Source organism: Mucilaginibacter robiniae (genome assembly GCF_012849215.1).
Lineage (GTDB): Bacteria > Bacteroidota > Bacteroidia > Sphingobacteriales > Sphingobacteriaceae > Mucilaginibacter > Mucilaginibacter robiniae.
Genome location: NZ_CP051682.1, coordinates 2,786,867 through 2,799,709 on the forward strand (window position 1 = coordinate 2,786,867; position 12,843 = coordinate 2,799,709).

Here is a 12,843-nt window from a genome sequence, read left to right on the forward strand (position 1 = left end):
TGCGTTGTATTGTGTTTTTATTAATTTATATGTAATTTCAGGATGTTCTTTTTACTCCTGCGATAATACCTTTATAAATAAGCCTGACATTCCATCTAAGTACAACGTTTAAGAATATTTGCTGATATGAAAAAAATACTCATCGTAGATGATGAAGTGAATACCGCGGTACTGCTTTCAAAGTTTCTGACCCGAAATGGTTTTGAGGTGGTTACAGCTTCTAATGGTGCCAGTGCTTTTGAACATCTTCGCAATAATGAGTTTAATTTAGTGCTATGTGATTACCGGTTGGAAGATACTGACGGACGGGAAATATTGAAGGTAATCAGAGTTCAGTATCCAAAAACAGGGGTAATCATTATTACCGGCTACTCGGATATTAAAATGGCCGTTGAGCTGATTAAAATGGGTGCGTATGATTACATTACTAAGCCGCTGTACCCGGATGAGATTTTAACCACTATCAACAAAGCCATTGAAACGCACCATGCTTTACTGGAAGCGGCAGATCAGGAAACAGAATCAGTAGGTTCGGGTACGGCAAAAAGCAATGCCAAAGAATTGCGCAAGCAGGTTTTAACCAACGAGTTTGTAGCCGGCACCAGCCGGGCTTCAAAAGAGTTGTTGCGTCAGATAGAGTTGGTTGCGCCTACCAACTACAGTGTGATTATTATGGGTGAAAGCGGAACAGGTAAAGAATCGGTAGCTAAAAGCATTCACATGAACAGTCCGCGCCGTAATCAGCCTTTTATCGCTATGGATTGTGGCTCTCTTACTAAAGAATTGGCGCAAAGCGAATTTTTTGGTCATGAAAAGGGTTCTTTTACTGGTGCATTGTACACTAAAATTGGCCATTTTGAAATGGCTAACGGTGGCACGTTGTTTTTAGATGAGGTAGGCAACCTATCATACGATATACAAGCAGCCCTATTGCGTACTGTGCAAGAACGTAAGGTGAAACGTATTGGCTCAACCAAAGAAATTGATTTGGATGTGCGGCTGATTGTAGCTACTAACGAGAATTTACAGGATGCCATCAATAAAGGCCGTTTCCGGGAAGATTTATACCACCGCTTTAATGAGTTCAGCATTTACATGCCACCTTTAAGAGAAAGAGGGGGCGATATCATGTTGCTGGCTCAGCATTTTTTGAAAAGTGCCAACGAAGAACTAGGCCGTAATGTAACCTCGTTTTCTCCCGAGGTGGTAGATTGTTTGATGAGTTACAGATGGCAGGGTAATATACGGGAGCTTAAAAATGTAATACGCCGGGCAACATTGCTTACTGAAGGTGCTGAAATATTAATGAAAGCTTTACCTTTGGAGATGCTGGCCTATAGTAAGCCGCCTGTTACCGAGAGTGCAGCTCCTGCTGAAGCCGCAGCACCTAAAGAAACGCGCCATGATTTAAAGAATGCTGCTTTGGAAGCGGAGTACGATACGATATTGAGAGTATTGCGTGAAGTGAATTTTAATAAAACCAAAGCTGCCGAAATGCTTAAAATAGACCGCAAAACGTTGTACAATAAAATGAAGGCTATAAACCTGAGTAAATAACATGGAAAAACCAGCTGATGCTGATAACAACGCTGAGCAAGCTTTGCGTACCTTAAAGCACGATATTAAAAATCAATTATCAAACATTCATCTGGCTTTGGAGCAGCTGCGTTATGAATTACCTGATGCTACTACCGACAGTATTTTTTACATGGATACCATAGCCATAAGCTGTTCTAGAATCAATAACCTGATTAAAAATGTTGGTTAAATACCGGTTTAACAATAACTTATGTAAAGCGCTGAACATTTCGGCGCTTTTTTGTTTATTTGGGTGTATCTGTAAGCCCTGCCTTCATGTCAGTATTTAATTACCAGCAGCGTAATACCATTATTCTGGTCAGCATTATTGTGCTAGGCTGTTTTCTGCTATATGCCTTAAGTACTATTTTTAGTTCTATACTGGGAGCCATTGTGCTGTTTGTTATTTTTCGTCCACTGTACTTGTATCTCACAGAAAAACGCCGCTGGAACCAGACTTTATCAGCGTTGCTGATTATTTTTTCATCGCTTATTGTTATTGTGATCCCGTTTTTACTGCTGAGTTTTATGATGATTGATAAAATTATCAGCATACGCAGCAGCGCCCTGCCTATACAAACCTGGGTAAATAAAATTGATGCAATGGCGGGTACCAGTTTAAATCAGCCCCATCTGGCCGAAAATACCATGCAAAAGTTGGGGGCTTATGCTACCGATTTGTTCCCATCGTTATTAGGTAGTGCTGCAAATATTATTTTAACCTTGTTGGTGCTGTACTTTATCCTGTTTTTCATGTTTGTGCAACTGCGCGAATTTGAAGCCGGTTTACTTAGGTATGCACCTTTTAGTGAGCAGCATGCCCTTAAGTTTGCGGTGGCATTGCGCAATTCTACCTATTCGAATGTGTTGGGCCAGGGCATTATATCATTAATACAGGGTATACTGCTGGCTAACGGGTTCTGGATTGTAGGTATTCCCGATCCCATATTTTGGGGGGTGGTAGCTACCTTTATTTCATTTTTGCCTGTAGTAGGTGCTCCTACACTTTCTATTCCGGCTGGTATATACCTGATGCTGCTTGACCATACCTGGAAAGGCATCGGCATTATGATTTATGGTTTACTGTTTATCGGCAACCTAGACCATGTGTTACGCCTTACCATTAACAAGCGTATAGCTAATACCCATCCTGTTATCTCGATTATAGGAGTTTTTATCGGTTTGCCTTTGTTTGGTATTTTGGGCTTAGTTTTTGGACCTGTACTATTATCGTATTTTATACTGATGATAGAAATTTATGAAACCAACCGCTTGGCCGCTGATAGGTTGGAAAGGGTAAGGGCTACACCCGACGGACTATAATTTTTAACATCCGGTATAAACAAAGCTTCGCATTAACGGTTAAATTAATACATCTTGTTACAACACTAAAATTCACATAAGTATGAAAACAAAGGATTTATCAGAGCTAGCTAAAAAAATACCCAGTTTAAAAACCAGCCAATCAGATACTGATGCAGTGAAAGTTATTATTGCTTTAGCTGCCGGTGTAGCTGCAGGTGCTGCTTTAGGTATATTGTTTGCACCAGATAAAGGTACTGAAACCCGTGATAAACTATCAGAATCGTTAAGTAACCTGAGCGATACTATCAAAGAAACTGCTGTAGCGGAACTTGATCGTTTGGCCGACCTGAAAGGTAAAGTGGTGGATACCATTAAAACCAAAATTAACGGTGCCGAACAAGAATACCAGGACGATCTGGAACATGCCTAAAAACTAATAATCAATCCTGAAGCTTGTGAAAGCTTCAGGATTCATCATCTCAAAAATGAATATGGAAGAGAAAAAAGAGCCGCAACAACCTCAACAGCCGCCTGTTCTGGATCAATTAAAAGAATATGTGGAAACGCGTATTCAGTTAGGAAAATATAAGGCAATTGAAAAAAGCTCATCGGTAGCAGCCAGTCTGGTTACTGATGTGGTGGCAGCCGTTTGCGGCGTATTATTTCTGTTGTTCTTTTTCATTACGCTGGCCTTACTGCTGGGTTCAGTATTGGGTGCGGCATGGAAGGGCTTCGGTATTGTAACTTTACTTTACTTGATTATTGCTTTTGTGGTTATCAAAATGAAGCCTGTTATTCAGAAGTCTATTATTAACCTGCTGATCAATAAAATATTTAAATAGCCATGGACATACCTGTTAAAAATATTACCGACCTTCAATCGGAGATTATACGGTTGGAGAGGCAAAGACAGCAGCAGGAAATAGAGCTAAAAAAACGCTTTAGTAGTCCGTCGGCTGCATTTGCATCATTAAAAACTTTATTCCCTAAGTCGTCACATCCTGCCGAAAGGGGCGAAAGTGTTACTAGTACCTTGTTTTCGCAGGATGTATTAGGTTTATTATCACGTGTGGTACTACCTTTTACGCTGAACAAAACCTTGTTCAAAAAGTCAAACTTTATCGTGAAGACACTGGTAGGCATCTTGTCACAAAAGGCATCAACCTACATCAGTGAAGATTCGGTAACTACCGTGTGGGGTAGGGTAAAATCATTATTTACTAAAAAGCCGGGTACGGCCATAAAGCCTGCCAAGGTAAGCCCGGATAAGGCCAGTACAGTGGTAGTACGGTAACCACACGCTAGTTTAGCAACCCAAATACAAGTAACCCCGGTATAGTACGGGAACTAACTTATACAGCCGCTTATTCAAGCGGCTATTTTTTTGCTATTTTTGTTCCATTGACTATTTGATTATGAGTGAAGAAAAGTCGCTGAACTTTATTGAAGAGATAGTAGAAGACGATTTAAGTACCGGCAAACACAATGGCCGTGTACATACCCGTTTTCCACCGGAGCCTAATGGTTACCTGCATATTGGCCATGCCAAATCCATCTGCTTAAATTTTGGATTAGCCCAGCGCTATAATGGTAAAACCAACCTGCGTTTTGACGATACCAACCCGGTTACAGAAGATACCGAATATGTAGAAAGTATAAAAGATGATGTGCGCTGGCTGGGTTTCCAGTGGGCCAATGAGCTCTACGCATCCGACTATTTTGATATTTTGTATGCCTTTGCCCTGAACCTGATCAAGCAGGGGCTGGCTTATGTAGATGATAGCACCCCTGAAGAAATAGCAGCTCAGAAAGGAACACCTACTGAGCCAGGTACGGCTAACCAATACCGCAGCCGCAGTATGGAAGAAAACGTACACCTGTTTGAAGAAATGAAAGCCGGCAAATATCCGGATGGTGCTAAGGTGTTACGGGCTAAAGTAGATATGGCATCACCTAACATGCACATGCGCGACCCTATTATGTACCGTATTAAGCATGCGCATCATCACCGTACTGGCGATAAATGGTGTATTTACCCGATGTATGATTTTGCACATGGGCAATCGGATGCTATTGAAGAGATTACCCACTCGCTTTGTACACTGGAGTTTATACCTCACCGGGCTTTGTACGAGTGGTTCATCGAGAAACTGGACATCTTCCCGTCACGGCAGTATGAGTTTGCCCGTTTGAATATGACCTACACGGTAATGAGCAAGCGTAAGTTATTGCAACTGGTTAATGAAAATCACGTAAGCGGTTGGGATGACCCACGTATGCCAACCATTAGCGGTTTGCGACGCCGAGGGTATACGCCAGCTTCTGTGCGCGATTTTTGCGACCGTATAGGGATAGCTAAACGTGAAAACCTGATTGATGTCAGCTTACTCGAGTTCTGCATCCGTGAAGATTTGAATAAAACCGCTTGGCGCCGTATGGGTGTGCTAGACCCAGTGAAGCTTGTTATCACCAACTACCCGGAAGGGCAAACCGAAACCTTATTTGGTGAAAATAACCCCGAAGTAGAAGGTGGCGAAGGTGGCCGTGAAATTCCATTCAGCCGCGAACTATACATTGAGCGCGAAGACTTTATGGAAGTGCCGCCTAAAAAGTTTTTCCGCCTGGGTGTGGGCTTAATGGTGAGGTTGAAAAATGCTTACATTATCAAATGCGATGATTTTGTGAAAGATGCCGAAGGCAACATTACCGAAATACATTGTACCTATCTGCCCGAATCTAAGTCAGGACATGATACCAGCGGTATTAACGTGAAAGGTACTATACACTGGGTAAGCATACCTCATGCTAAAACCGCCGAGGTGCGTTTGTACGACCGTCTGTTCCAATCAGAAAACCCGGCTGCTGAAGAAGGGGATTTTAAAGACGATTTAAACCCGAACAGCTTGCAGGTAATCACCGCTTATGTAGAACAAGACTTAGCCGGTGCACAGCTAGGCAAAGGTTACCAGTTCATCCGGAAAGGTTATTTTACGTTGGATAAAGATTCAACAGCCGACAAGCTGGTGTTTAACCGTACCGTAACCTTGAAAGATGCCTGGGCTAAAGAAGTAAAAAAAGGATAAGCTAAAAACTTATTTGATAGACGTTCATCTTTTTGATAATGAACGTTCATGAACACTGACAGTATACTGTCAGTGTTTTTTTATGCCATATTCTGAATCAAGCATTGAAGGAGTGACTACATACAATTGCGAAAGACAAGTATCTTAATCATGCCTAAGATACTTACAGGTGTTACATGTTTCAGTGTGTAACACCCTGTAACACTGACAAACCATTGGCAGTGGTGGCACTGTTCTGTCAGTACTTGAAAATGATTTACTGATAATTTAGACATTATTTATCAAGATTTTTCACAAATGAGGCCAGTAAATCTGCCAATTGTTTACTTAAAACGGGGTAAAAGTGTTAGTAAACCTTCTTGCAATAGTCTAAGCTCAAGGGGAGAGAACTTTAAAACAAAAAGTTTTGCGTTGATGGGGCAGTAGTGAAACATAGCTACTATCCTGCTGTTACCACAAATTATTTATCGTGACTATATATTACTTTAACTAAAAAATTGAAAACTAAATTTGCATAATTCAAAAACCAAATTTACATTTTTTTACACTTTTTCATTTAGAATCTTTCTGTAAGATATTGTTAATCAATTATTTAAGTTTTTAATTGTTTTTTATTTATAAATTATAATTTATAAAAATGTAAATTATAATTTATACATTTGTATCATAAGTAAAACAAAAAAAAGCCTCACAAGACCGCGAATCCTGAGAGGCATAAAATTTCCATTATTCTTGCACGAATAATGTTGGTTTTTGTTTTACCAGGTTTATTGCCACAAACCTGTTTCAATGCTAAGAAACAAAACTTAAGAGAGTACTTGCTGGTACTCTTTTTCGCTTATATACAAAAGTACGTAAATGAGATTTTTTTTCGTTTACTGTAGTTTTGTTGACAACTTTTTCTTAATGGCCTCATTATCAGATAAATTTTAAAATGAAGTTATCTGCATTCTTCTATTAATAATAACATTTTACTGTACATTCTTTTCTTAGAGCTTTGTTTATTATTTTTAGATATAAATAATTGAATGAAGATCGGTTTGCCCAAAGACAAAGCAATTTACTTATTAGAAAAGCGAATCAGAGAGTTAGACCATTTTGATTTTGAACCTGAGGCATGGAAATCGAAAGCACAAACTGATGTTGAAGTTATATTTGGATATGGTTCAAAAGTAACAGACTTAAGTTTTTTAATGCTGTATCAACCTAATGGTAAACTAAAGGCAAAGCGATTACTTGAAGGATATATAGAAACCATTAATGACCACATAATAACACCTGTTCCTAATTCGACAAAAAGCAACTCTAATCAAGAATCTTTTAATGATAGAGCAGCCTTAACTAAAAAAGAAGAAGTAGACGTTTTACGATTACAACTTTAAAAATCTCTATTGATAGTTGAGCAATCAAAAAAAGAAGTTTAAGGTTTAGAAAAACAATCTAAACTTAAAGATTTAGAAATAAAGAGACTTTCTGAAAGTATATGGCAACTTGAAGGAGTAAACTTGTCTATTCTTTGGAAGGTGTTTAAAAGTTTAAAATTAGTCGAACAAATAGCTGTAATCGGCTTTTTTATTGCATTATTTGGAAGTGGTTTTACAATTGGCGTCTTTTTTGAAAAACGTCATTGGTTAGATTAAAGTAATATATAGTAACGTTAGTTATTATAAAACTATCTATTTTATGGCAAGTCAGTATGTGCTTTACCGGCCGGAGGTGGAAACCTTGCTGGAAGACGAGCAACAAATTATTGATGACATCATCGCTTCCATGACCCGGCTGAGTGGTCGTACACACGAAAAATATGGTCATCAGGTGCGTGTATCGCATGGTAAAAGTCATGGTTTGGCTGTAGGCGAACTTACGGTAGCAGATAATTTGCCCGAACATTTAGCACAAAGCTTGTTTGCTAATGGTGGCGCTACTTACCCGATTATTGCACGCCTGGCCAATGTACCCGGTGAAATTGTATCTGATGCCGTAAATACGCAGCGTGGTTTTGCCTTTAAAATATTAGGTGTTGAGGGTGAGAAAATTGCCGGACATGAAGGTCAAACTACACAAGATTTTGTGCTGGATACCGGCAGCTACTTCCCGATGGCCGATGCTAAAGCATTTTTGATGCAACACCGCATGATTGAGCATGCCCCACAAATACCTACTGTGGTGAAAGAAGCGGTATCTGCCGTATCAAGAGTAACTAACGAGGCACTGAACAAATTGGGCGCGGATAGCGCCAAGCTTGATTTCTTTGGCGATTCACGTATCCACCCGCTGGCCGAAGCTTACTTTAGTCAGGCACCTTTGCGTTACGGTAATTATATAGCTAAACTGGCGGTAACACCTGTATCTGCCAAGCAAAAAGAACTTGCTGAAAAGAATGTAGAGGTAGATAGCTATAACGATTCGAATGCCTTACGTACAGCAACCGTAGGTTACCTGAGAGAGAACGATGCGGAGTTTGATGTACAAATACAATTGTGTACCGATTTAGAAAAAATGCCGGTAGAAAATGCCAATATAGATTGGAAGCAGGAGGATAGCCCATACCTGACGGTAGCTCGCATCCGCTTGCCTAAGCAGGAAGCTTATAGCGAAGCACGTCAAAAATATGTAGAGGCATTGTCGTTCTCGCCAGCGCATTCTTTAGCAGCCTTCCGTCCGCTGGGTTCTATTATGCGAGTACGCTTGCAGGCTTACCCAACCATGTCACGCATCCGTCGGGAAGGTAACCATGAGCCTATGGCCGAACCTGTTTCTATTAACGAAGTGCCCGCTTAAACGCGTCAATGACATACCTTAAGTAAAAGCATCAAAAGGCCAGGCTACGCAGTCTGGCCTTTTGTGTTTCAGACTGTAGCTACTGTTGTTAAAAATCTATGTTATTAGCAATGCTACTAAGTAGCAAAGCTGCTTACTAAAGCAGACGTTCAGAGTAAAGAAGAATCAAAGTACTTAAGAAGGTTAAATTCTTAATGGCTGATAAAAAAGCTCAATTTGAATAATGAGCTATACCGAATCCTACTTAACCTCCATTTAAAAACGGCTTTCTGAAGCCATGAACACTTAGGTTACTTTTAACTATTTGCTTTAAAATTAAAAAGCAACCTAAGTGTGCCATTATTACGTATAAGTGTGTATTTGAATTCTTTGTTTCACCAAGATGTGTGCAAAGATTTACATTATGCTTTACACTAAACGTATATCGACATATGGATTAGGCTTCGTGTTTCTGATATTGGGGGTTGCACTGGTATGGCTAACCTGTGCAAGCATGATTGTTCATAAAAAATCAGCTGCTAACAAACATCAGACGACTAGAAGTCAGCCCATATACTATCCAACTACTTGCGGGCAAACTACGGTTGTGAACAAATGTGCTGCCAGTGTAACCTTGAATGCTGAGGCAGGGCAGTCTAATTATTTGTGGAGTACCGGAGCAACAACTTCCAGTATCACCGTAACTACATCAGCCCTGTATTGGTGGGAAACGATAGATCAAGCCACTAATAAAGTAGTGAATGGTAATTTTTCAGCCGGTAATACAGGTTTTACCAGCGATTATACTTATAAATCTCCGAATAGCTCCACTGCTTTATATGATGAAGGAGCATACACAGTTACTACTAATCCGCATAATGTGCATCCGGATTTTGCTTCATTTCCTGACCATACCGGAGATAGTGGTGGTCAAATGATGGTGGTTAACGGTTCGGTAGTAGCAGGAGTAAGCATATGGAAAGAAACTATTAACGTACAACCCAATACAGATTATATTTTTTCGGTATGGTTTACGTCAGTACATCCTAAAAATCCCGGTAAGCTCAACTTTTCTATCAATAATACCTTGTTGGGTGCACCTATCGAACTTACAGCAGGTACGCCCGACTGGAAAAATTTTACGGTAAGGTGGAGTTCCGGAAGCTCAACCAGTGCCAATATTGGTATAGTAAATCAAAATACAGCACAAGCCGGGAACGACTTTGCGTTGGATGATCTGGTTTTTGCCCCGGTTTGCCGTAACTACTTTGATGTTCACCTATACACCAATCCTTCCAAACCATCAATTACTTCTCAATAAAATAAAATGTATATCCTCATTCATATGAAACAAAGATTTACCCTGATTAAAGTTGCCGTTGTTTTTTGGCTAACTATATTTTCGCTGAGTGCATTTGCACAATCATCAACATCGTCAGCCTCACCATTTGCAGGGCCTAGTGATGCGACTACGGCACCACCCGCTACAGCAACGGATGCAGGTTTAGGTCAGGTTTTATGTGCTGGCAGTACCATCACCTTAAAAGGCGATGCAGACCCCAGCGTAAGTAAATACCAGTGGTATAAAGTAAACTCCAGCGGTACAAAAACCCTGGTTTATGAGGGTACTACCAATAGTTATACCGAAACAGCAGCCGGTGCCGGCTATTATATTTACTATCTGGTGAAGGTAAATTCGAACACTTGTACATCAGATGTTTCTGATCCTTTTAAATTGTATGTGCTGCCGGCACTTAATCCAACAGTAGATGGTGGTAACAGTGTCTGCGAAAAAAATCAGTCTACTACGGACTTAAAGGTGGCCGGACTGGATTCAAGATTCTCGTATACTTACCAGTGGACCAGAAACGGTAGCAATATTACTACCGACGGTACATCTGCTACTTATACGGTTAAAGAGGCTACTGCAGGAACGGTTAAGTATGCTGTAAATGTTGCTTACACGCTGAAATCAAGCTGTACCGCAACATCTCCGGATAAATCAGTTACGGTAGTTCCAGTTCCGACTAAGCCAACTATTACGTTCGGAAACTAATACATCAGATAATCTTTATAAGCCACCGTATTAAGGGGTATGTGGGTTTGAGTCGGAAGTATAATACATTTCAGGTATGCCTGCTATTGCTTTGTGCTATAGCAGGCTTTACTGTGCTTCCCGGTAAAGCGCTGGGGCAAAAAAATGTGTTAACTATTATCTCAGGGCAATCCATAACCTTGCATACGCCCAGTTCTGTTGATGCGGCCGGTTACCAGTGGTATAAAGACGGGCAAGCCATAGCCGGTGCCGTAAATGCTACTTATACCATTACGCAGCCCGGCGTATATACCGTACGTGCTTTTAATAAAGAGTCTTGCGCGTCGCCGCTTTCGGATGAGATAATAGTTATGGCAGCTGCCGTACAGGTAGATTTAGCTGTTACCAAACAATCAGAAAGCAGGCAGGTACATGCCGGTGAGCCATTTGAGTATTTGCTTACGGTGGTGAATAACGGGCCGGGCGGGGCCACCAATGTACAGTTGAAAGATGCTTTGCCTAATGAGTTGGAGTATGTGGACATCAAAAGTGTTTCGGCAGGTAAGCCTGAATATGATGCCAGTGCTAAAGTACTGACCTGGGCTATAGGTGATATTCAACTGCATGGTTCGGCTGAATTGAAACTCTTGGTTAAAGCTATACAGTTTGGAACAGTGGTTAACTCAGCAACGGTAAAATCAGCTGAAACAGACACGAATCCAGCCAATAATCAATCGTCAGATACCAAGCAGATACTAGGGCTGCATGTGCCGAATGTATTTACGCCAAATGGCGATGGAAAGAACGATACGTTCGAGATTCCGGAACTAACCGAGTATGCCGAAAATGAAATCATGATTGTAAACCGCTGGGGCAACAGTGTATATGAAAAAAAGAATTACCAAAATGACTGGACCGGCGATGGATTGAGTGAAGGAACTTACTTCTACGTGCTGAAAGTTAAAAATAGCCAAGGTTCATGGGAAGTGTACAAAGGTTATGTAACCCTGCTTCGGTCAAGATAATTATTTGCTGAATGGATAAAATTAAAGCCATGTTACCTTATTTGAAAATGAGAGGATATATACGTGTAAAGGCTTTCTGGCTAACCTTAATAGGGCTGATTACGGGCTTGGCAGCCTTTGCACAGCAGGATGCGCAATTCAGCCAATATACATTTAACGGGTTGTATATTAATCCGGCTTATGCGGGCTACAAGCAAGATGTTTATGCCAATGCATTTTACCGTTCGCAGTGGACAGGATTGGAAGGTGCGCCGCAAACCTTTTCATTGGCGGTGGATGGCTCTGTGCATGATACTAAAGTAGGTTTAGGTTTGCTGGTGGCGCACGATGGTATTGGTGCACAAAGCAGCTTAGCCGTGTACGGCAACTATGCTTACCGTTTGCAAATTGGTGATAATGAAAACAGCCGCTTGGCTTTCGGTATTGGGGCAGGCTTTGTACAGAATGGTTTGGATGGTAATAAGCTCACCGCCACACAAACAGGAGATAATTACATCCCCACTGGTTACCAGAGTGCCTTGTTGCCCGACGCCCGGTTAGGTGTTTTATATACCAATGATCGGTTCTTTATCGGTGGTTCGGTAGATAACCTGCTGGCCCGCAAATTGTCGATGCTAAAGGATAAATCCATCTTAACGCCTGTGCCTGTCCCTCACTTTTATTTTACAACCGGCGCTTTGTTCTCTATTAATGATGATGTAAAGTTTAAGCCCTCTATTTTGCTGAAAGATGACTTAAATGGTCCGACCAGTTTGGATATCAATGCTTTTACCCTTTTAGGAGAGCGAATTTGGATAGGCGCTACCTATCGTACTGCGGTTTCCTTGTACAATAAGCCCCAGCTGCAAAATGGTCTTCAAAAATCAAATGCTGTAGTAGGTGTGGTTGAACTTTTTGCCACCGACAAATTACGAGTAGGTTATGCTTTTGATTATTCGTTAACGCCACTCAGCAGTTACAGCTACGGCTCGCACGAACTATCCATTGGTATCTACTTAAATCATAGCCATGTGGATTCTAACGGTAACCGGTGTTATTTCTAGTAGATTGGGTGGCA

The 12,843-nt window shown here is 40.9% G+C and carries 13 protein-coding genes; all 13 read left to right on the forward strand.

Annotated features, from left to right (window positions below):
• Positions 1-126 precede the first annotated feature (126 nt).
• The 13 genes from HH214_RS12410 (at position 127) to HH214_RS12470 (ending at position 12,829) form a co-directional block, all read left to right on the forward strand.
• Positions 127-1,557 (forward strand): sigma-54-dependent transcriptional regulator, encoded by a 1,431-nt coding sequence (locus tag HH214_RS12410; protein ID WP_169608116.1) that lies wholly within the window; start codon positions 127-129, stop codon positions 1,555-1,557.
• A 1-nt stretch (position 1,558) separates the two neighbouring features.
• Entirely contained in the window at positions 1,559-1,768 is a 210-nt protein-coding gene (locus tag HH214_RS12415) for a hypothetical protein (protein ID WP_169608118.1), read from the forward strand.
• Between the two features lie 86 nt (positions 1,769-1,854).
• Positions 1,855-2,901 carry an AI-2E family transporter gene (locus HH214_RS12420; RefSeq protein ID WP_169608120.1) on the forward strand — a complete coding sequence of 349 codons (1,047 nt, stop codon included), beginning with the start codon at positions 1,855-1,857 and terminating at the stop codon, positions 2,899-2,901.
• 82 nt (positions 2,902-2,983) lie between these two features.
• Positions 2,984-3,313, forward strand: a complete 330-nt coding sequence (locus HH214_RS12425) for a YtxH domain-containing protein (protein ID WP_169608122.1) — start codon at positions 2,984-2,986, stop codon at positions 3,311-3,313.
• A 25-nt stretch (positions 3,314-3,338) separates the two neighbouring features.
• Complete coding sequence (locus HH214_RS12430) at positions 3,339-3,725, forward strand: phage holin family protein (protein ID WP_169608124.1); 387 nt, start codon at positions 3,339-3,341, stop codon at positions 3,723-3,725.
• Positions 3,726-3,727: 2 nt separating this feature from the next.
• Positions 3,728-4,177, forward strand: coding sequence for a hypothetical protein (locus HH214_RS12435; RefSeq protein ID WP_169608126.1), 450 nt, complete (start codon positions 3,728-3,730; stop codon positions 4,175-4,177).
• 121 nt (positions 4,178-4,298) lie between these two features.
• On the forward strand, positions 4,299-5,966 hold the full coding sequence (locus HH214_RS12440; RefSeq protein ID WP_211166215.1) for a glutamine--tRNA ligase/YqeY domain fusion protein: 1,668 nt from the start codon (positions 4,299-4,301) through the stop codon (positions 5,964-5,966).
• 1,028 nt (positions 5,967-6,994) lie between these two features.
• On the forward strand, positions 6,995-7,348 hold the full coding sequence (locus HH214_RS12445) for a hypothetical protein (protein ID WP_169608128.1): 354 nt from the start codon (positions 6,995-6,997) through the stop codon (positions 7,346-7,348).
• 301 nt (positions 7,349-7,649) lie between these two features.
• Entirely contained in the window at positions 7,650-8,747 is a 1,098-nt protein-coding gene (locus tag HH214_RS12450) for a catalase family protein (protein ID WP_169608130.1), read from the forward strand.
• A 493-nt stretch (positions 8,748-9,240) separates the two neighbouring features.
• Positions 9,241-10,047 (forward strand): hypothetical protein, encoded by an 807-nt coding sequence (locus HH214_RS12455; RefSeq protein ID WP_169608132.1) that lies wholly within the window; start codon positions 9,241-9,243, stop codon positions 10,045-10,047.
• A gap of 24 nt (positions 10,048-10,071) precedes the next feature.
• Positions 10,072-10,782, forward strand: a complete 711-nt coding sequence (locus tag HH214_RS12460; protein ID WP_169608134.1) for an Ig-like domain-containing protein — start codon at positions 10,072-10,074, stop codon at positions 10,780-10,782.
• 113 nt (positions 10,783-10,895) lie between these two features.
• The gene (locus tag HH214_RS12465; RefSeq protein ID WP_211166216.1) at positions 10,896-11,786 is read left to right on the forward strand and encodes a T9SS type B sorting domain-containing protein; all 891 of its coding nucleotides are present in this window, start codon (positions 10,896-10,898) and stop codon (positions 11,784-11,786) included.
• Between the two features lie 11 nt (positions 11,787-11,797).
• Positions 11,798-12,829 carry a PorP/SprF family type IX secretion system membrane protein gene (locus tag HH214_RS12470; protein WP_248282086.1) on the forward strand — a complete coding sequence of 344 codons (1,032 nt, stop codon included), beginning with the start codon at positions 11,798-11,800 and terminating at the stop codon, positions 12,827-12,829.
• Positions 12,830-12,843 lie beyond the last annotated feature (14 nt).

Coding starts and splice junctions, on each gene's coding strand:
- HH214_RS12450 (WP_169608130.1), top strand. CDS start 7,650: ATGGCAAGTCAGTATGTGCTTTACCGGCCGGAGGTGGAAACCTTGCTG.
- HH214_RS12445 (WP_169608128.1), top strand. CDS start 6,995: ATGAAGATCGGTTTGCCCAAAGACAAAGCAATTTACTTATTAGAAAAG.
- HH214_RS12415 (WP_169608118.1), top strand. CDS start 1,559: ATGGAAAAACCAGCTGATGCTGATAACAACGCTGAGCAAGCTTTGCGT.
- HH214_RS12440 (WP_211166215.1), top strand. CDS start 4,299: ATGAGTGAAGAAAAGTCGCTGAACTTTATTGAAGAGATAGTAGAAGAC.
- HH214_RS12460 (WP_169608134.1), top strand. CDS start 10,072: ATGAAACAAAGATTTACCCTGATTAAAGTTGCCGTTGTTTTTTGGCTA.
- HH214_RS12425 (WP_169608122.1), top strand. CDS start 2,984: ATGAAAACAAAGGATTTATCAGAGCTAGCTAAAAAAATACCCAGTTTA.
- HH214_RS12435 (WP_169608126.1), top strand. CDS start 3,728: ATGGACATACCTGTTAAAAATATTACCGACCTTCAATCGGAGATTATA.
- HH214_RS12420 (WP_169608120.1), top strand. CDS start 1,855: ATGTCAGTATTTAATTACCAGCAGCGTAATACCATTATTCTGGTCAGC.
- HH214_RS12410 (WP_169608116.1), top strand. CDS start 127: ATGAAAAAAATACTCATCGTAGATGATGAAGTGAATACCGCGGTACTG.
- HH214_RS12470 (WP_248282086.1), top strand. CDS start 11,798: ATGGATAAAATTAAAGCCATGTTACCTTATTTGAAAATGAGAGGATAT.
- HH214_RS12455 (WP_169608132.1), top strand. CDS start 9,241: ATGATTGTTCATAAAAAATCAGCTGCTAACAAACATCAGACGACTAGA.